The organism is Kitasatospora sp. NPDC092948, from assembly GCF_044754805.1.
Lineage (GTDB): Bacteria > Actinomycetota > Actinomycetes > Streptomycetales > Streptomycetaceae > Kitasatospora.
Genome location: NZ_JBIVPU010000010.1, coordinates 76,958 through 95,714 on the forward strand (window position 1 = coordinate 76,958; position 18,757 = coordinate 95,714).

Here is an 18,757-nt window from a genome sequence, read left to right on the forward strand (position 1 = left end):
AGTACGTGACCTCGACACACACCCCCGGACGGCCGAGAAGCCTGAGCGGCCTGGCGGCGCTCACCCTGGCCGCCGCGGCCCTGACCGTCGTCGCCGCCCCGGCCGCGCACGCCGCCGGCACCACCTACTACGTGTCCGCCTCGACGGGCAGCGACAGCAACAGCGGCACCTCGCCCGACGCGCCGTGGAAGTCGCTGGCGCAGGTCGGCCGGCAGACGTTCCAGCCCGGCGACACCGTGGCGTTCCGCTCCGGCGACGCCTGGACCGGACAGCTCGCCCCGCACGGCTCCGGCACGGCGGGCGCGCCGATCACCTTCACCTCGTACGGCGCCGGCGCCCGGCCGAAGCTGGACGGGCAGGGCGCGGTGGCCTCCGTGGTGCTGCTGGCCAATCAGCACGACGTCACGGTGAACGGCTTCGAGATCACCAATTCGGCCGGCCCGATCACGAGTTCGACGCCGTACCGGATCGGCGTGAACGTCTTCGCGCAGGACGTGGGGGCGGTGCCGAACGTCCGGATCACCGGCAACTTCGTGCACGACATCGACGCGCCGCCGAACAGTTCCAACCCGGGCTCGGGCGGCATCATCTACACCGTCCGCGGCTCGGCCACGCCCACCTACTTCACCGGGCTGACGGTGCGCGGCAACGAGGTGGCGAACATCGCCTCGTACGGCATCTCGGGCTGGTCGACCTGGATGCAGCGCGACGGCTGGACGTCGCTGTGGCCGTTCCTGGGCGCGCCGACCACCGAGTACCGGGCGTTCACACCGAGCACCGGCACGGTGATCGCCGACAACTACGTGCACGGCATCGCGGCGGGCGGCATCGCGCCGCTGGTGGTGCGCGACACCCTGGTGGAGCACAACACGGTCGCGGACACCGCGCAGGCGCACGGCAACGTGGCGATCTGGTGGGCGGACGCCGACAACACCACCGTCCAGTTCAACGAGATCTCCGGCACCAAGTACAACGGCCCGCAGATGGACGGCGACGCGCTGGACGCGGACGAGGACAGCCGCGGCAGCCTGGTGCAGTACAACTACTCGCACGACAACGGCGGCGGGTTCTTCATCTCGGTCTCCGGCGACTCGGCGCCCGCCACGGCGGTGGTCCGGTACAACGTCAGCCAGAACGACCGCAACGAGATCTTCACCTTCTCCACCAACACCACCTCGGTGCAGGTCTACAACAACACGGTGTGGGTGTCGCCGAACAGCGGCGCCGCGATGACCGCGCTGACGGCGGTCTACCACAACGCGGCGGGCGTGACGATGGCGAACAACATCGTCCACAACGGCGCCAACCTGCCGTACAACACCGGCAGCGCCATCAGCTACGACCGCAACTGGTACGACGGCGGCCCCGTCCCGGCCACCGACCGGGCCGCGCTGACCGGCAACCCCGGCCTGACCGCGCCGGGCACGGCCGCCTCGATCGCCGACCTGGCCGGCTACCGCCCCACCGCCACGTCGCCGGTCCTCCAGCAGGGCCTGGAGGTTCCGAACAACGGCGGCCGCGACGCGGCCGGCACCGCGCTGCCGCAGGGCATGCCCGACCTCGGCGCGCTCCAGCGCACCGCCGGCCCCGGCCTCGGCGAGGCCGCGCCGACCGTGACCAGCTCGTACGCCACCGGGCAGGGCGCCCTGGCCGCCGTCGCGGACGGCTCGGACACCACCAGCTGGGCCTCGCCGTCCAGCGGCGTCACGATGGGCGGCGACCTGACCCTTGCCTACCCGAACCCGCGCACCGTCTCGCAGGTCGAACTGGCCACCCACTTCGGGGCCGGCCAGGGCATCACCCGCTTCGACGTCCAGTACTGGAACGGCACCGCCTGGGTCACCGCGCTCGCCGACGCCACCGTCTCCTGGTCGCTCAACTCCGCGACGGTGGAACGCCGTTCGGTGCGGCTTCCGGCGCCGGTGACGACCGGCCGGCTGCGGCTGGTGGTCCGCGCGGCGAACCTCCAGTGGGGCAACTTCGCCGTCAACGAGATCGGCACCCGCTGAGTCCCGGCCCGGGGCCGGACCCGTCGGGCCCCGGGCCACCACCCACACCCTGGAGCGTCCCGTGCTGTCGCTGGTCCCCCGCCCCGCTTCCATGACGGTGACCGGCCCCGGCGGCTGGCACCTCACCCCGACCACCCCGCTGCACCTCGCCCCCGGCCTCGAACCCGTCGCCGACCTGCTCCGCGACGTCCTCGGCCGGCCGCTGCCGCTCACCTCCACCGCCCTGCCCGGCGCGCTGACCCTGCGCACCGAGCCCGCCCTCGCCGCGGAGGCGTACCGGATCTCGGTGACGCCCACCGGCGCGACCGTCACCGCCGCCGGCCCCGGCGGCCACCGGATCGCCGCCCAGACCCTGCGTCAACTCGCGGACGAGGGACGGCCCGACGGGCGCGGCGGCGTCCAGGTGCCGTGCGTGGAGATCGCCGACGCGCCCCGGTTCGGCTGGCGCGGGCTGCTGATCGACGTCGCCCGGCACTTCTTCCCGATCGAGTTCCTGCACAAGCTGGTCGACGTGGCCGCGCTGCACCGCCTCAACGTCCTGCACCTGCACCTGACGGACGACCAGGGCTGGCGGATCGAGATCGAGAAGTACCCGCGGCTGACCGAGGTCGGCGCCTGGCGGGCGGAGACCCTGGTCGGCCGCTACACCCGCCAGGACGACCCGGACGCGGTCTTCGACGGGACGCCGCACGGCGGTTTCTACACCAAGGCCGAACTGCGCGCCCTGGTCGCCCACGCGGCCTCGCGCGGCATCACGATCGTCCCGGAGATCGACCTGCCCGGGCACATGCGGGCCGCGATCGCCGCCTACCCGGAGCTCGGCAACGACCTGGAGCCGGCCCGCCCGGTCTGCACCACCTGGGGCATCACCGAGCAGATCCTCAACGTCGAGGAGTCCACCCTCCAGTTCTGCCGGGACGTCCTGACCGAGGTGCTGGAGGTCTTCCCCGGCCCGTACGTCCACCTCGGCGGCGACGAGGTGCCCAAGCGCGAGTGGCGGCAGTCGCCCCGGGTGCAGCAGCGGATGCGCGAACTCGGCCTGCCCGACGAGTCCGCGCTCGCCGCCTGGTTCACCCGGCAGCTCGCCGAGTTCCTCACCGCCCGGGGCCGCCGCCCGATCGGCTGGGACGAACTCCTCGAGGACGGCCTGCCCGCCGGGACGGCGCTGATGTCCTGGCGCGGCGAGGAGGGCGGCGAACGGGCCGCCCGGCTCGGCCACGACGTCGTGATGACGCCGCACCAGCTGCTCTACTTCACCGTCTACCAGGCCGACCCGGACCTCGTCGAGCAGCCGCTCGCGGTCGCCGAGGTGCTCACCGCCGCCGACGTGTACGCCTACCGCCCCGTCCCGGCCGGCCTGCCGCCGGGCGCCGCCGCCCACGTCCTGGGCGCCCAGGGCTGCCTGTGGACCGAGCTGATGCCGAACAGCCGGCACGTCGAGTACATGGCCTTTCCCCGGCTGTGCGCCCTCTCCGAGGTGCTGTGGGGCACCGCCGGCGACTACCCGGAGTTCGTGTCCCGCCTCACCGGGCACCTGCGCCGGCTCGACCGCCTCGGCGTGGCCCACGGCCCCCTGCCGTCCACCCGCCGGTAGCCGCGCCCGCACCGGGACCGGAACCGTCGGACCTCGTACCGTCGGACCTCGTACCGTCGGACCTCGTACCCGCTAGGACTCGTACCGCTCGACCTCCTCGACGCTGCGCACGGCGGCCTGGTTCGGGTCCTCGCCGGCGTCGGTGCGGGCACGGCGCTGGCGCAGCAGGTCCCAGCACTGGTCGAGCTGCTCCTCGAGGTCCTTGAGTTCGCGCTGTTCGGTGGACGGGTCGATGCGGCCCTCCACGAGGGCGGCGCGCAGCTTCCGTTCCGTGTCGACCATGTCGCTGATCCGGTCCAGGATGCGGCGGTCGGCGCCGCCCGTGTTCCGCTCGTCCATCGGGGCTCTCCTCGTGGTCGTCTGCACCTCACTGTAGGAAGCGGGGGCCGGGCGGGCGGGGGCGGCGTTCCGGCGTGGCGCGGGGCGTTGCCCCGAACGGGGGAACGCGATTGACAGGGCGTCAGGGGGATTGCCAGGATCCATTATTGAAAACGACTTCCACTTCCATTCACTGGAAAGGCCCTACCCCCATGTCGCTGGACGTCTCCCCCTCCCTGCTGGCGCTGGCCGAGCGCGACGAGGTCGCCGACGCCGACTTCCTCGCCACCGTCCGCACCTCGCTGCCCTACGCGTACCGGCTGGTCAACGACCTGACGGCGGAACTCGCCACCACGGACGCCGAGTTCGCGGACAACACGGTCGCCCCGACGGACGCCGAACGGGCCCAGCTGCTGCGCGCACTGGCCAGCGACTCGATCCGCGGGGCGCTGGAGCGGCACTTCTCGGTGAAGCTGGCCTTCCAGAACTGCCACCGTCTGGCGGTCTTCCACCCGAACGCCGAACAGACCGACGCCTACCGGAGGTTCACCTCGCCGCGGGCCCAACTGCTGAACCAGTCCCCGGAGTTGCGGGACTGCTGAGCACGACCGCCGCCGCCCGGATGCCCGCCGTCCCGGCACGGGGTCCGGGGCGGCGGGCATCCGGGCGGCATCCGCCCATCCGATTCCCCTCAGCCGAGGGCGACTTCACTGTCCCGCTCGGCCGCCGCGGGCTCCACCGGCGCGGCCACCGGGCGGGCGCGCCGGGACGGCACCAGCAGCGCGGCGAGCGCCGCGGCCAGGCAGAACGCCGCGAGCAGCGCGAAGCCGTCGGTGTAGCCGGACTCCAGCGGGCGCCCGGAGGGCTGCAGGTGGCCGGTGACCAGGCCGGTCATCAGCGCGGCGCCCATCGAGCCGCCGATGGTGCGGATGTTGGCGTTCATGCCGGTGGCGGCGCCGGTCTGGGCGGGCTCGACGCTCTGCACGATCAGGTTGCTCATCGAGGCGAACGCCAGACCGATGCCGAACCCGAACACGCCCGCCGCGAGGGCGACGTCCGCGGGCGTGCCGTGCCGGGCGGCCAGCAGCGCGCAGGCGACGGCGCCGAACAGCGCGCCGGTGACCAGCTGCGCCTTGGCGGGGAAGCGGCCGGCCAGGCGTCCGCCGAGGATGCCGGAGACGAACATCGCGCCGACCATCGGCAGCATCAGCAGGCCGGCGCCGGTGACGGTGGACCCGAAGCCGTAGCCCGCACTGGCGGGCGTCTGGACGAAGCCGGGCAGGAAGGCCCACACCGCGTACATGCCGCCGCCGAACAGCAGCGCCGCGGTGTTGGTGGTCCACACGGCGTGCTGCCGCATCACCCGCAGGTCGATCAGCGGGTTGCGGGAGCGGGCCTCGTTGAGCGCCCAGAGCGCGAACAGCACGACGGCGGCGGCGAGCAGGCCGAGCACCCGGGCCGATCCCCAGCCCCACTGGGCGGCCTGACTGACCGGCAGCAGCAGGGCGACCAGCCAGCCGGACAGCAGCACGGACGAGATCCAGTCCACGCTGCCCTCACTGCGGGTGGGCGACTCGGGGACGTAGCGCCAGGCGAGCAGCACGGTGGCGGCCACCACGATGACGGGCAGCCAGAACAGCCAGCGGTAGTCCAGCGCGCCGACGATCGGGCCGGCCAGCACCATGCCGAGGCCGCTGCCGACGGCGATCACGGCGGACATGTTGCTGATGCCGGTGGCCACCCGGCCGGGCGGGAACTCGTCGCGGATGATGCCGAAGGACAGCGGGAACAGCGCGCCCGCGATGCCCTGGAGCACCCGGGCGATCAGCAGCACCGCGATGTTGGGGGCGAGCGCGGCGACCAGGCAGCCGGTGAGCAGCGCGACCAGCGCGGCGACCAGGGTGCGCTTCTTGCCGATCAGGTCGCCGACCCGGCCGAGGATCGGGGTGAACACCGAGGCGGACAGCAGGTAGGCGGTCATCACCCAGGTGACGGTGGACTGCGAGGTGTGCATCGCCTCCTGAACGATCGGCAGGGCCGGTGTGATCAGCGACTGGAGCAGCGCGAACACGCCCGCTCCGGCGGCGAGCACGCCGAAGGTGACGCGGTGGGACTGGCGATTCATCGAACCCTCTCGGGACTCGGGTCGCGGCGCACGGGGACAACGGCGCGCCACGGCGCACTACTGGCAGGCAGACGCCCGAACGGGCGGTGGTGCGAAGAAAGGAGCGATCCGCGGGTGCGGGCGGTCAACGCCGCCATGGTCAAACGGAGTTGACGACGGCGGTGCGGATGCCGTCCATCACGATCGACGGCGATGGTGCGGGCCCGGTCAACCCCGGCTGACGGCAGGGATGCCGGCAGGGGCGACACGGGCGGCCTGTCGTCGATGGGGCGGCAGGCCGAAGTTCGGGCCCCGGTGCTAAAGTCGAGGCATGCCTCCAGATTAGCGGAGGTGAGCCTCCGGTTCAATCCGGATGTGTCGAAACGAGGTCCCCGTGTCCGAACCGGTCTCCGTCGCCGAGTTCCTCGCCGCCCGGCGCCCGCGCCGCGCCGACGCCGCGCGCAACTTCGACGCGCTGCTCACCGCCGCCCGCGAAGCCTTCGCCGAACACGGCGCCGAAGCCTCCCTGGAGGACATCGCCCGCCGGGCCGGCGTCGGCATCGGCACCCTCTACCGCAACTTCCCCACCCGCCGGCACCTCTTCGAGGCGGTCTACGCCAACGAGGTCGAGGACCTCGGCCGGGTGGCCGCCGAGCTGACCGACCGGCCCTCCTGGGACGCCCTGAACACCTGGCTGCGCCGCTTCGTCGACTACGCGATGACCAAGCGCGCCATCCGCGAGGCCCTCCAGGGCGAGGAGTCCGCGGTCTTCGTCGCCTGCCGGATCTCCATGTACGACTCCGGCACCCCCCTGCTGAGGCGCGCCCAGCAGGACGGCGTGGTCCGCACCGACATGGACATGGACGACCTGCTCCGCATGGTCTCCGGCATCGCCTCCGTCGCCTTCCCGGACGACCGGCAGCGCGCCAAGGTCCTCGCCATCGCCCTGGACGGCATCCGCCCCCGCCCCTGAAACCCCCTCCCCTCCTCCTGCCGCTCCCTCAGTCGCCGCCGAACGGGTCCGCGGGATCGCGGCCCACCAGGCCCAGCAACCGGGACTGCGGATCGGCGTCGGCCGGCACCGGCACCGCGTCCGCGAACAGGCCCGAGGCCGACAACGCCCCGGCCTGCGGGGCGACTTCGGCCAGCGCGAAGTCCGCCGCCGCCGGATCCATCCGGGCGTCCGCGCCGATCCCGGTGGCCAGGTCCCAGCCGTGCACGATCGCGTCCACCGTCATCTCCCGGCAGTACCCGGCCGCCCGCCGCTGCCCGTAGGAGAGGTGGACGGTGCGCTTCAGCGCGCCCGGCGCGGCGAACGCGGCCCGGGCGGCGTCGGCGGCGGCCGTCCAGGCCGCCACCGGGTCGTCGCCGAGCACGTCGCCCTCGTAACGGTCGCCGACCTCGGCGACGGTCGCGCCGGACAGCAGGTCGGGCACCCACAGCTGCTCGTAGGTCAGGTGCTCGACCAGCCGGCGGACCGTCCAGTCGGTGCACGGCGTGCGGGCCTGCCAGCGGTCGTCGGGAACGGCGCGGACCAGCCGGCCGAAGTGCTCCAGGGCCCGGGCGTGCAGCGCGAGCAGGTCCTGGTCGTCGAGGTGTGTCGCCATGGGCCCACGCTGGCCCGCCCGGACCGCCCGGGCAAGGCGACACCCCGCGCCGACGACGGACTACTCGACCGGCGCCTTCTCCCGCAGCAGCTGCACGAACGCCCGCATCCACCCGGGGTGGTCGGGCCAGGCACGGGCGGAGACCACCGTGCCGTCCACCACCGCGTCCCCGTCCACGAAGTCCGCCCCGCCCGCGGCCACGTCCGGCTCCAGCGCCGGATACGCGGCGGTGCGGCGGCCGGCCATGGAACCGGTCCGCAGGGTGATCAGCGGGCCGTGGCAGATCTGCGCGAGCGGCTTGTCGTCCGCGACGAAGTGCGACACGATCCGCTGCACCTCCGGGTCGTTGCGCAGGTACTCCGGCGCCCGGCCGCCGGGCAGCACCAGCGCCACGTACTGCGCCGGGTCCACGTCCGCGAACGCCAGGTCGGCGGGCCAGGTGTAGCCGGCCTTCTCGGTGTAGGTGTCGAAGCCCGGGACGAAGTCGTGCACCACGAACTGCAGGGTCTTCTTGGCGGGCGCGGCGATGTGCACCTCGTACCCCTCCTCCAGCAGCCGCTGGTAGGGGTAGAACACCTCCAGTGACTCGGCCGCGTCACCGGTGATGATCAGGATCTTTGCTGCCATTCGTGGCTCCCGTCCCGTTCCTCGCGCCTGGCGCGTCGCCCACCCCCCGACGGGGCCGACGCTGCCACCCTGCCTGCTGACACGCCGTCAATCAATGGGGCGCGCGCAGCACGGCGCGCGGCCGGGGCGTGCGCTCCGCCGCTCGATGCAGTGGCCCGCCCGGCCGGGGGTACTCCGGGGGCGACCCGCCCGGGGCGCGCCTAGCGTGCTGACGGGGCCGGACTGCCGGGGTGACGCTCGCGGCGCCGCCGGGCCCGGCCGCGACAAGTCCGCCGGCAGGGAGGTCGTCATGCAGCACTCGCACATCGTTGACTCCGCCACCGTCGCCAACCTGCGCGACCTCGGCGGCATCGACCTGCCCGGCGGCGCCCGGGTCCGGTCCGGACTGGCGCTGCGTTCCGGCCAGTTGGACCGGCTGGACCCGGCGGGCGACCCGATGTTCGACGCGCTCGGCGTGCGCACCGTGATCGACCTGCGCAGCGGCCCCGACCGTGCCGCGTACCCGGACCGGGTGCCCGGCGGGGCGCACCTGCTGGTCGCCGACGTGCTCGCCGACCGGGCGGGCCACGGCGTGACCGCCGTGCTGACCGCCGCGCTCGACGACCCGGCCGCCGCCAACCGCACCCTCGGCCGCGGCCGCGCCGCACTCGCCCGCACCGAGGACTACCGTGCCTTCGTCACCTCCGCCGCCGCCCGGCACGCCTACAAGCAGCTGATCACCGCGCTCGCGCACCAGGGCGGCGGCCCGGTGCTGTTCCACTGCACCGCGGGCAAGGACCGCACCGGCTGGGGTGCCAGCCTGATCCTGCTGCTGCTCGGCGCGGACGAGGCGACCGTGCGCACCGAGTACCTGTCCGTGGACCCGGCGGTGCACGCCCGGTACGCGCCATTGCTGGAACGTTTCCTCGCCGGGGGCGGCGACCCCGAGATCGCCGACGCGGTCCTGTCGGTCCGCGCCGAGTACCTGACCGCCGCCCTCGACACCCTCGCCGACCGCTGGGGCGACCCGGAGAGCTACGCCCGGGCCGCCCTCGGCCTCAAGGACGAGACCCTGGACAGCCTCCGCACCCGCCTGGTGCAACCCGCCTGACGGGGCGTCGGCGGGCGGCGGGCGGAAAGCGCTTACCTGGCGGCGCGGCGTCCTTTCCCCGAGGCAACGGGAAAGCGCTTTCCGGCTGACCGGCAACCGAAAAGCGCTCGCCCCGACCTGGCGTCAGCCCGTGGCGCCGGCCGCTCCGACGCAGGCCTCGTTGCCCTCGGGGTCGGCGAGGATCCACAGGGTGGGCGCGTGTTCGTCCGTCACCAGGCGTCCGCCGACGGCGAGGGCGGCGGCAACCCGCTGCGGGGCGACGTCGTGGGGCACCCACACGTCTACGTGCACCCGGTTGCGCTGCGGGCGGGGCTCGTCCATCTGCTGGAAGTAGAACGGCGCGCCGCGGCGGGCCGGGTCGATCAGGTCCTCGGGGCTGCCGGCCCGGTCGCGGTAGCCGAGCAGGGCCTGCCAGAAGGCGACTACGGCGGGCCGTTCCAGGGCGTCCAGGGTGACCTGCACGGTCTGTACGGCGTGCGGCTCGGCGGCGGCGCCGGCCGCGCGGGCGGCGGTGGAGATCCGGCGGGCCAGCTCGATGTGATGTTCCGTCAGGCCGTAGTAGTCCTGGCCCGCCGTGATCAGCCGGACGGTGACGCCCTCCGGCCGCAGGTCCACGTCGGGTGCGCCGAGACCGTCCACGGCGGTGGCGATCGCGGCAACCAGGCGGGCTCCGTCGGCGAAGGAGCCGGTGCGGAAGAACGCGCACGCCCCTTCGCCGAGGACCCGCCAGTCCTCCGTGCCGGGCGCGGCGTGGAACGCCAGAGGCCGGATGGGGTTGTTCGTCTGCGCCTGATGCTCTGTCATCCGGGCAGCGTAGCGCGGCAGTCCGACAGAACGATCACCCGCCCGGATCCGCCGCCCGGGCCACCGGCTCAGCCCCTCCGGCCGCCAACTCCGGCCGCCGGCTCAGCCGCTCGCGCCACCAACTCCGACCGTCGGCCAAGCTCACAGGCCCACTGCCCCACAGGCCCACACGCCCACACGCCCAAGGCCCAAGGCCCAAGGCCCAAGGCCCAAGGCCCACAGGCCTCAACGCGCGCCGGACCAGGCCAGCAGGTGGTCGACCGACCAGGCGTTGACGATCCGCTCGGCGTCCAGGCCCAGCGCGGCGGCCCGTTCGCAGCCGGCGATCTGCCAGTCGAGCTGGCCGGGGGCGTGCGCGTCGGTGTCGATGGCGAACAGGCAGCCGAGGTCGGCGGCCAGTGAGAGCAGGTCGTCCGGCGGATCCTGGCGGTCCGGGCGACAGTTGATCTCGACGGCGGTGTCGTGCTCCCGGCAGGCCGCGAACACCGCCTCCGCGTCGAACTCGGACTGCGGGCGCGGCTTTTCGCCGAGCCGCCGCCCGGTGCAGTGGCCGAGCACGTCGACCAGCGGGTTGCGGACGGCGGCCAGCATCCGGCGGGTCATCGCGGCGCGGTCCATCCGCAGCTTGGAGTGCACCGAGGCGACCACCACGTCCAGCCGGCCCAGCAGTTCCTCGTCCTGGTCGAGCGAGCCGTCGTCGAGGATGTCGCACTCGATGCCGGACAGCAGCCGGAACGGGGTGAGCCGGCCGTTCAGGTCCTCGATCACGTCGAGCTGTTCGCGCAGCCGCTCGGCGCTCAGGCCGCCGGCGACCGTCAGGCGCGGCGAGTGGTCGGTGAGCGCGGCCCACTGGTGGCCGAGGTCCTGCGCGGTGCGGGCCATCAGTTCGATCGGCGCGCCGCCGTCGGACCAGTTCGAGTGCAGGTGGCAGTCGCCGCGGAGCTGCTCGCGCAGGCGGAGCGCGGCGGTGGACGGCGCGGGTCCGGCGGCGGCCCGGGCCTCCGCCTCCAACAGGTACTGCGGGGTGCGGCCCGCGGTGGCGTCGGCGATCACCCGGGCGGTGACCGGCCCGACGCCCGGCAGGCGCTCCGCGTCGGCGACGTCGACCGGCCCCGCGGGCAGTCCGGTGGCGGCCTCGGCGGCGGTGCGGAACGCCTTGACCCGGTACGGGGAGGCGAGTTCACGCTCCAACAGGAAGGCGATGCGTTCCAGGGCGGTGACCGGGTCCATGCGGCCAGTCTGCGCGGGGCCGCCCGGGGCTGCATGCGGGTTGCCGCCGGACGGCCGCGGGGCCGCTGATCTGCCCCAAACCCTTGTTGACAGTCTGTCTCATTGGTTTACTCCTCCTGGAGCCCTGCCACCGCCACCTCCGGAGCCCGTCCATGCCCGACACCGCCGCCCCCACCGGAACGCTCGCCCAACAGCGCAACGCCGACCGCGAACTCAACGCCGCCCGGCTGCTGCGTGCCTCCGCCAAGCACTCCTTCGACCCGCTCACCGAGGTCGACTGGGCCGCCCCCGTCGACCCCGACCACTACGCGCTGCCCGCCCACCGCGTCACCCTGTACGGCACCCCGCTCTGGGACCGCCTCGACGAACGGCAGCGGGCGCAGCTGAGCGTCCATCAACTCGCCTCCACCACCGCGGCCGGCATCTGGTTCGAACTCGTCCTGATGGAGGGCCTGGTCCGGCACGTCTACGCGAACGACCTCACCACCGGGCACGCCCAGTACGCGCTGACCGAGGTCGCGGACGAGTGCCGGCACTCCACCATGTTCGCCCGCTACATCGCCGCCACCGGCTACCCGTCCGCCCGCCCGACCAGGCGCGCGGAGCGGCTCGGGCGGCTGCACATGTTCCTCAACGACACCACGATGACCTTCGCCGGGGCGATCTTCGTGGAGGAGTTCACCGACGCGATGCAGCGGGAGATGATCCGCGACGAGAGCCTTCAGCCGCTGGCCCGCTCGGTCGCCCGGATCCACGTCGTCGAGGAGGCCCGGCACATCGGCTACGCCAAGCCCGAGCTGGAGCGCCGCTGGGCCCGGATGACCCCCGCCCGCCGTGCCCTGTTCCGCCACGCCCTCGCCCACCTGGCCCGCCAGTCCGTCGCCGAGATCGTCCACCCCCGCGTCTACTCCCTGGCGGGCCTCGACCCGGCCGAAGCCCGCCGCGCCGCCGCCGCCAACCCGCACTGGAAGCAGGCCCGCGTCGACTGGTCCCGCAAGGCCGTCGACTTCTTCTCCGACCTCGGCATCATCACCCCCGCGACCACCCGCCGGTGGCAGCGCGCCTCACTCCTCCCCTGAAACGTCCGAAACATCCGAAACGTCCACCCGCCTACCTACCCCGCACCCGCCACCCGCCACCCGCCACCCGCCGAGCGGTCGCCATCCGGGCGGCGGGCGGCGCAGAACGGGGACCGCTGTACGAAACCGGCCCCGGGGGTCGTCCGGAGGCCGTTCGGGAGGCCGAGCCGCTCCTCAGTGGAGCCGAGTCACCGTGATCTCGCCCGCGTCGGGGCCCGCCTGGGTGACCATCTCTCCGTTCCGCCCCCAGACACCCGAGCCGCCGGAGGTCTCCGCGAACGATCCGGTGGGGCCGGCCGCGGTGGAGAGAACGACCCAGACGCCGTGAGCGGCGGCCCGCTCGCTCATGTGGGAGTCCCGGCGGGCCGCGGAGTCGGGGCCCGGGCCGTAGATGGCGCCGGCCACGTAGGCGTCGATGCCGAGTGCCGCCGAGTCGGCGGCGTGCTGCGGTACGGCGGCGTCGTAGCAGATGGCCAGCCCGAGCCGCCAGCCGTCGACCGTGAGCACCACCGGCTTCTCACCGGGGCTGAACCGGTCGAACTCGGGCCCGTGCAGCCACATCTTCCGGTAGCCGACGGTCACGCCGTCACCGGTCACGGCCAGCGTGGCGATGTACTCGCGACCGTCCTGGTCGCGGACCGGCGCGCCGACCAGTGCGATCGAGCCGGCGAGGCGGCACGCCTCCACCAGGGGTTCGAGGCGGCGGTCGTCCGCCGTCAGCGCGGGCGCGCCGAGGTCGTACCCGGTGAGGGAGAGCTCGGGAAAGACCACCAACCTGGCGTGCGCCTGTTCGATGGCCCGTACGTGCTCCCCGACGTTGTCCGCGACATCGGCCCCGGCCCACACCGGCTGGACGGCGGCCACCGTCAGCGGATTCCTCTTCGTTTCACTCGTTGCCATGGCCCTGATTGTTCAGGCCCCGCCCGCACCGCTCGGAGTCGGGCCACCTGCGCCCGCCCGTTCCCCCGCGGCGCCCGCTTCGCCCGGGGTGACGGTGCGTGATACCCGCGAACCGGGTGGACGGTATGCGCGGCGGGATGGTCGGGTGCCGGTTCCTGACGGAGGATTGGCCGCATGAGCGATGCGGCGGGTGTGGCCGGCGGGATTCGGTTGGGGACGGGGCGTGGGCGGTGGGTCGTCGCGGCGACCGCGCTGGGGTCCGGGATGGCGATGCTTGACGGGACGGTGGTGAACGTCGCGCTGCCGCGGATCGGCGAGGATCTGGGGGCGAACCTCGCGTCGCTGCAGTGGACGATCAACGCCTACATGCTGACGCTCGCCGCGCTGATCCTGCTGGGCGGTTCGCTCGGTGACCGGTACGGCCGCCGCCGGGTGTTCCTGATCGGGGTGTGCTGGTTCGCGCTGGCCTCGGCGGGCTGCGCGGCGGCGCCGAACGTGGAGGTGCTGATCCTGGCGCGCGCGCTCCAGGGCATCGGCGGCGCCCTGCTGACGCCGGGTTCGCTGGCGATGCTTCAGGCGGTGTTCCACGAGGACGACCGGGCGGGCGCGGTGGGCGCGTGGTCGGGGCTGGGGGGCGTCGCGGCGGCGGTCGGCCCGTTCCTGGGCGGCTGGCTGGTGGACGGCCCGGGCTGGCGGTGGATCTTCCTGCTCAACCTGCCGTTGGCGGCGGTCGTGGTGGCGGTGACGGCCCGTCATGTCCCGGAGACCCGCGACCCGTCCGAGCAGGGCCGGTTCGACGTGCTGGGTGCGCTGCTCGCGGCGCTCGCGCTGGCGGGAGTCACCTACGCGTTGACGGAGGCGGGGAGCGGTCTGACCGTCGGCGGGCTGCTCGCGGGGCTGGCGGGCATCGTGCTGGCCGTCGCGTTCGTGTTCGTCGAGCACCGTTCGCCGAATCCGATGCTGCCGCTGTCGCTGTTCCGCTCCCGGCTGTTCACGGCGGTCAACCTGGTGACGCTGTGCGTGTACGCCGCGTTCAGCGGGGTGTTCCTGCTGCTGACGGTGCAGTTGCAGATCGTCTCGGGGTTCACCCCGTTGCTGTCGGGCGTGGCGCTGGTGCCGATCACCGTGCTGATGCTGCTGTTCTCGGGGCGGGCCGGCCAGTTCGGCCGGGCGGTCGGTCCGCGCATTCCGCTCACCGCCGGTCCGCTGCTGGTGGCGGCGGGCGTGCTGCTGATGCTGCGGATCGGACCGGACGCGAACTACTGGGTGGACGTGCTGCCCGCCGTGACCGTCCAGGGTGCGGGGATGACGCTGCTGGTGGCGCCGCTGACGGCGACCGTTCTCGCCGCGGTGGATGTCCGCCGGGCGGGCATCGCGTCGGGGGTGAACAACGCGGCCGCCCGCGCCGCGGGGCTGTTCGCGGTCGCGGCGATTCCTCCGCTGGCCGGTCTGAGCGGTGACGCGTACCGGATCCCGTCCGAGGTGGACAGCTCGTTCCGCACGGCGATGCTGATCTGCGCCGGCCTCCTGGTCGTCGGTGCCGTTCTCTCCTTCACCACCATCCGCTCCGACGCCCTCGCCCCGCCCCACCCGGTCGCCGAGCCCAGCTGCGACTGGTACTGCGGCCCCACCTCGCCCCCGATCCACCCGGACGAGGGATCGGCCAGTTCCGGCCGCCCTGCCTGAAACCGTCGCCGAACCGGGCCGCAGCGAACCAGGCCGGAGCGGGCCGGATCGGAGCGGGGATCGAACCGGGCCGGATCGGAGTGGGCCGGATCGGAGTGGGGATCGGACCGGGCCGGGCTCGTCGGAATCCGACCGCAGCCCCAAGGGAAGCTCAACTCACGCCAAAATCACGGATCTTGACCTGCCCGTGCTTGACGTGGCGTCAGTTCGACGGCTAGTCGGGGGGTGCCTCGACGGGGGTCAGGGGCTAGACTCCGGGTCACGCGCGCCCCACCCGGGAGGGTTACCCACAGTGGTGGCGTGTTGACGATAGGGTAGGCGTCCGCGCGTTCCGACTCGGTTCGAGGCCGGACGAGCGGTACTGACGAGGCAGGACACCGGAGGCTCTCCTCCGGGTGCGACGACGAAGGCGGGGACGAAGGGCCGGGCGGGCGCCGAGGCGTGCCGGTTCGACCCAGTGGCGCTAGTGAGACGGCACCGAGATGCGGCCGGCGGCGGGATTCTTCACCGTCTCCGGCCGTTGCTGGAAGAGGTACGGCCGGTGGGCCGCGCCGATTCCACCCGGGGGGCGCCACCGAGCGGCGGCTCCCCTTCGGGGTCCGGCCGGGAGGTTCCGGCGCCCCCGTCAGTCAGCTCCTGAACCGAGCCGGCCACCGGTCGGCTCACCTAGCCCGAAGCGAGACCGCTACCCGTGACCACCAGCGCCACCGAGCCCCCGTCTCCGGAGCCGCCCGCCGCCGGGCGGCCGAACACGCCGACGCCGCACGTCCCGCGCCAGCCGCAGAGCGGGCCCCGCCGCAGCGCGCAGCCCGCCGAGCCGCCGCAGGACACGCAGGGCACGCGGGACCCGCAGGCCGGGCGCACGCCGAAGCAGCCGGCCCGGCGCCGGCCCGAGGCACTGGTGCCCGTCGCGCCCGAGCAGGTGGGCACCGGCTGGCCGGCGTTCCTCGACCGGCAGCTCACCCTGCTGCGCGAGATCACCCGGGACACCGGCGACACCGTCCGGTTCTTCGGGGCGGTCGGCGGACTGGTGCTCCTGCTCGGCGGGGCGATGGCCGGCGCCGCGTTCATCCTGCACAGCATGCCGCTCGCCTCCGCCGGCACGTTCGGCAGCGGGCTGCTGACCTGGTGGGGCGTCGCCCGCACCGCCAGGGCGAACCGCCGGCGCCGCGAGCAGGCCGAGCGGGCCGTGCCGACCGAGCAGGCCGAGCGGGCCGCACCGACCGAGCGGGCCGTGCGGGCCGAGCAGCAGCAGGACCCCGGGGGCGACCTCGACGACCGCACCCCGAAGGGCCGTTGAGCGAGGGAGCCGGTGTCAGCGCCCGTGCCGCTGCGCCATCACCACGAGCACCCGGTCCGCGCTGAGCACCGAGGCGACGCCGAGCGGGACGAAGAAGGCGAAGAACACCGCCACCGTCGCCACTCCGGCCGTGGCGCCGGTGAACGCGCGCGCGAGCACCGCCGACAGCAGCAGGTCCAGCGCGCCGACCACCCCGAGGTAGCCCACCACCGTGCGGACGGGGATCTGCGTCCCGGCCCTCTGATTCGTCGGTCGCATCGCTGACTCCCCGCGCGGGTTCGAGGCCTCCGCCGGCGCCTGCGCTGTCGACGTCATGACGGACATACTCTGTCTACCCTTCGAGTCGCACGCCCGATCACCGGTTCCGGTGGTTTGCCCCCATCGGGTGCCGCGTGCGTGTAGCGTGCTGTCTCCCCCGTGCCGAATCTGCCCGGCGGTCATGAGCGGAGGTCCTCGCGGCGGCGCGGTTCAACGCGAAGGCACAGCGTAGGACACTGAGATCGGCCCACCAGACATTCCCCCGTTTCGTCTGACAAGGCATCAGATGCATATGCACGTGCAAGGCGTAACTTACCTGCCCGTAGAGGGAATCGGGCAACCGCCCCGGCCGGTTGTCGACCGGATCTCGTAATCGGACCGGAACACGCCGCCCCCCGCTCCGAATGTGGCCGATCGCTCGCACAGCGTGGCCACGCCCGACCCTACGGCTCCGCCACGACCGTTGCCAAGGGCTCCCGACAGCGCACTGCCCGCCCCCGACTCGGCGTCGGGGACGGGCAGTTGGGCACCGAAGGCGGTGCGGGGCGTCAGAGGATGTCGCCCGGCGCGTACTTGGCGGCCTCCGGGTGGGCGGCGGCCACGGCCTCGATGCGGCGGACGAGTTCGCCGACCTGGGCGGCGGCGGCGCCGGTGAAGGAGAGGCGGTCGGCGAGCAGCGCGTCGATCGCCTCGCGGTCGAGCGGGATCCGGGCGTCGGCGGCGAGCGCCGGCACCAGGGTGTTCTCGCGGGCGCCCTCGCGCATCGCCAGGGCGGCGGCCACGGCGTGCTCCTTGATGACCTCGTGCGCGGTCTCCCGGCCGACGCCGGCCCGGACGGCCGCCATCAGGACCTTGGTGGTGGCCAGGAACGGGAGGTAGCGGTCGAGCTCGGCCTCGATGACGGCGGGGAAGGCGCCGAACTCGTCGAGGACGGTGAGGAAGGTCTCCAGCAGGCCGTCGAAGGCGAAGAACGCGTCCGGCAGCGCGACCCGGCGGACCACGGAGCAGGAGACGTCGCCCTCGTTCCACTGGTCGCCGCCGAGCTCGGCGGTCATCGAGGCGTAGCCGCGCAGGATGACGGCGAGGCCGTTGACGCGCTCGCAGGAGCGGGTGTTCATCTTGTGCGGCATCGCCGAGGAGCCGACCTGGCCGGCCTTGAAGCCCTCGGTGACCAGCTCGTGGCCGGCCATCAGGCGGATGGTCTTGGCGATGCTGGAGGGGCCCGCGGAGAGCTGGACCAGGGTGGAGACCACGTCGTAGTCGAGCGAGCGCGGGTAGACCTGGCCGACCGAGGTGAAGACGTTGTCGAAGCCGAGGTGGCCGGCCACCCGGCGCTCCAGCTCGGCGAGCTTGTCGGCGTCGCCGCCGAGCAGGTCGAGCATGTCCTGGGAGGTGCCGACCGGGCCCTTGACGCCGCGCAGCGGGTAGCGGGCGATCAGCTCTTCCAGACGGGCGAAGGCGACCAGGACCTCGTCGGCGGCGGTCGCGAAACGCTTGCCGAGGGTGGTGGCCTGGGCGGCGACGTTGTGCGAACGGCCGGCCATCACGAGCTCGCCGTACTGGGCGGACAGGCGGCCGAGGCGGACCAGCACGGCCACCGTGCGGTCGCGGACGTGCTCCAGGGACTGGCGGATCTGGAGCTGCTCGACGTTCTCGGTGAGGTCGCGCGAGGTCATGCCCTTGTGGATCTGCTCGTGCCCGGCGAGTTCGGAGAACTCCTCGATGCGGGCCTTCACGTCGTGCCGGGTGACCTTCTCGCGGGCGGCGATGGACGCCAGGTCGACCTGGTCGACGACGCGCTCGTAGTCGGCGATCGCGGTGGGCGGCACCTCGATGCCGAGGTCCTGCTGGGCCTTCAGGACGGCCAGCCACAGGTGGCGTTCCAGCACCACCTTGTGCTCGGGGGACCACAGCTGGGCCAGGGTCGCCGAGGCGTACCGGGAGGCCAGGACATTGGGGATCTTGGGCTTCGCGCTCACGCTTCGCAAGCCTAACAGTCGAGGTCAGGGGGGAACGCAGCGCCTCCGCGATCCTGACGCAGTCGCCGCGCGGCGGGCACGACCTGTACGTGGCGCCGACCCGGGCCACCCGCCGGCTGACGGTGGAGCCACGGTCTGCTGCCGGAGCCGCTGCGGGCGGCGTTCACGGGCG

17 protein-coding genes are annotated in these 18,757 nt (G+C 73.5%); 8 read left to right on the plus strand and 9 right to left on the minus strand.

Annotation, left to right across the window (positions count from 1 at the left end; all coding sequences use genetic code 11):
• Positions 1–5 precede the first annotated feature (5 nt).
• A complete protein-coding gene (locus ACIQF6_RS25925) occupies positions 6–2,009 on the plus strand; it encodes a discoidin domain-containing protein (protein WP_400899025.1) in 2,004 nt (667 codons plus the stop codon).
• 61 nt (positions 2,010–2,070) lie between these two features.
• Positions 2,071–3,603 (plus strand): beta-N-acetylhexosaminidase, encoded by a 1,533-nt coding sequence (locus ACIQF6_RS25930; RefSeq protein WP_400899027.1) that lies wholly within the window; start codon positions 2,071–2,073, stop codon positions 3,601–3,603.
• 72 nt (positions 3,604–3,675) lie between these two features.
• Here ACIQF6_RS25930 and ACIQF6_RS25935 read toward each other — a convergent pair whose 3' ends face one another.
• Entirely contained in the window at positions 3,676–3,942 is a 267-nt protein-coding gene (locus ACIQF6_RS25935) for a DUF2630 family protein (RefSeq protein ID WP_400899029.1), read from the minus strand.
• A gap of 191 nt (positions 3,943–4,133) precedes the next feature.
• Between ACIQF6_RS25935 and ACIQF6_RS25940 the strand changes: the two genes are divergently transcribed.
• Positions 4,134–4,523, plus strand: coding sequence for an SCO5389 family protein (locus tag ACIQF6_RS25940; protein WP_043911687.1), 390 nt, complete (start codon positions 4,134–4,136; stop codon positions 4,521–4,523).
• A gap of 89 nt (positions 4,524–4,612) precedes the next feature.
• Here ACIQF6_RS25940 and ACIQF6_RS25945 read toward each other — a convergent pair whose 3' ends face one another.
• Entirely contained in the window at positions 4,613–6,046 is a 1,434-nt protein-coding gene (locus ACIQF6_RS25945) for an MFS transporter (protein ID WP_400899032.1), read from the minus strand.
• A 373-nt stretch (positions 6,047–6,419) separates the two neighbouring features.
• On the opposite strand from ACIQF6_RS25945, the gene ACIQF6_RS25950 reads away from it, so the two are divergent.
• Positions 6,420–6,998: a TetR/AcrR family transcriptional regulator gene (locus ACIQF6_RS25950; RefSeq protein WP_400899034.1), complete on the plus strand. Its 579-nt coding sequence runs from the start codon at positions 6,420–6,422 to the stop codon at positions 6,996–6,998.
• A gap of 28 nt (positions 6,999–7,026) precedes the next feature.
• Here the strand turns inward: ACIQF6_RS25950 and ACIQF6_RS25955 are convergent, their stop codons facing one another.
• Positions 7,027–7,632, minus strand: coding sequence for a TIGR03086 family metal-binding protein (locus ACIQF6_RS25955; RefSeq protein ID WP_400899036.1), 606 nt, complete (start codon positions 7,630–7,632; stop codon positions 7,027–7,029).
• Between the two features lie 60 nt (positions 7,633–7,692).
• Positions 7,693–8,259, minus strand: a complete 567-nt coding sequence (locus ACIQF6_RS25960) for a DJ-1/PfpI family protein (RefSeq protein ID WP_400899038.1) — start codon at positions 8,257–8,259, stop codon at positions 7,693–7,695.
• A 289-nt stretch (positions 8,260–8,548) separates the two neighbouring features.
• Between ACIQF6_RS25960 and ACIQF6_RS25965 the strand changes: the two genes are divergently transcribed.
• Positions 8,549–9,349: a tyrosine-protein phosphatase gene (locus ACIQF6_RS25965; RefSeq protein ID WP_400899040.1), complete on the plus strand. Its 801-nt coding sequence runs from the start codon at positions 8,549–8,551 to the stop codon at positions 9,347–9,349.
• Between the two features lie 123 nt (positions 9,350–9,472).
• Here ACIQF6_RS25965 and ACIQF6_RS25970 read toward each other — a convergent pair whose 3' ends face one another.
• Together ACIQF6_RS25970 and ACIQF6_RS25975 are read right to left on the minus strand one after the other, a co-directional pair.
• Positions 9,473–10,153 carry a VOC family protein gene (locus ACIQF6_RS25970; RefSeq protein WP_400899042.1) on the minus strand — a complete coding sequence of 227 codons (681 nt, stop codon included), beginning with the start codon at positions 10,151–10,153 and terminating at the stop codon, positions 9,473–9,475.
• A 225-nt stretch (positions 10,154–10,378) separates the two neighbouring features.
• The gene (locus ACIQF6_RS25975; protein ID WP_400899044.1) at positions 10,379–11,383 is read right to left on the minus strand and encodes a PHP domain-containing protein; all 1,005 of its coding nucleotides are present in this window, start codon (positions 11,381–11,383) and stop codon (positions 10,379–10,381) included.
• 152 nt (positions 11,384–11,535) lie between these two features.
• Here ACIQF6_RS25975 and ACIQF6_RS25980 point away from each other — a divergent pair, with 152 nt between their 5' ends.
• Positions 11,536–12,462, plus strand: coding sequence for a diiron oxygenase (locus ACIQF6_RS25980; RefSeq protein ID WP_400899046.1), 927 nt, complete (start codon positions 11,536–11,538; stop codon positions 12,460–12,462).
• Between the two features lie 174 nt (positions 12,463–12,636).
• On the opposite strand, the gene ACIQF6_RS25985 is transcribed toward ACIQF6_RS25980, so the two are convergent.
• Positions 12,637–13,362: a carbon-nitrogen hydrolase family protein gene (locus ACIQF6_RS25985; protein ID WP_400899048.1), complete on the minus strand. Its 726-nt coding sequence runs from the start codon at positions 13,360–13,362 to the stop codon at positions 12,637–12,639.
• 174 nt (positions 13,363–13,536) lie between these two features.
• On the opposite strand from ACIQF6_RS25985, the gene ACIQF6_RS25990 reads away from it, so the two are divergent.
• On the plus strand, positions 13,537–15,048 hold the full coding sequence (locus ACIQF6_RS25990; RefSeq protein WP_400899050.1) for an MFS transporter: 1,512 nt from the start codon (positions 13,537–13,539) through the stop codon (positions 15,046–15,048).
• Between the two features lie 691 nt (positions 15,049–15,739).
• On the plus strand, positions 15,740–16,348 hold the full coding sequence (locus ACIQF6_RS25995) for a hypothetical protein (protein WP_400899052.1): 609 nt from the start codon (positions 15,740–15,742) through the stop codon (positions 16,346–16,348).
• Between the two features lie 15 nt (positions 16,349–16,363).
• Here the strand turns inward: ACIQF6_RS25995 and ACIQF6_RS26000 are convergent, their stop codons facing one another.
• Entirely contained in the window at positions 16,364–16,606 is a 243-nt protein-coding gene (locus ACIQF6_RS26000) for a hypothetical protein (RefSeq protein WP_400899054.1), read from the minus strand.
• 548 nt (positions 16,607–17,154) lie between these two features.
• Complete coding sequence (purB, locus tag ACIQF6_RS26005) at positions 17,155–18,594, minus strand: adenylosuccinate lyase (RefSeq protein WP_400899056.1); 1,440 nt, start codon at positions 18,592–18,594, stop codon at positions 17,155–17,157.
• Between the last annotated feature and the right edge of the window lie 163 nt (positions 18,595–18,757).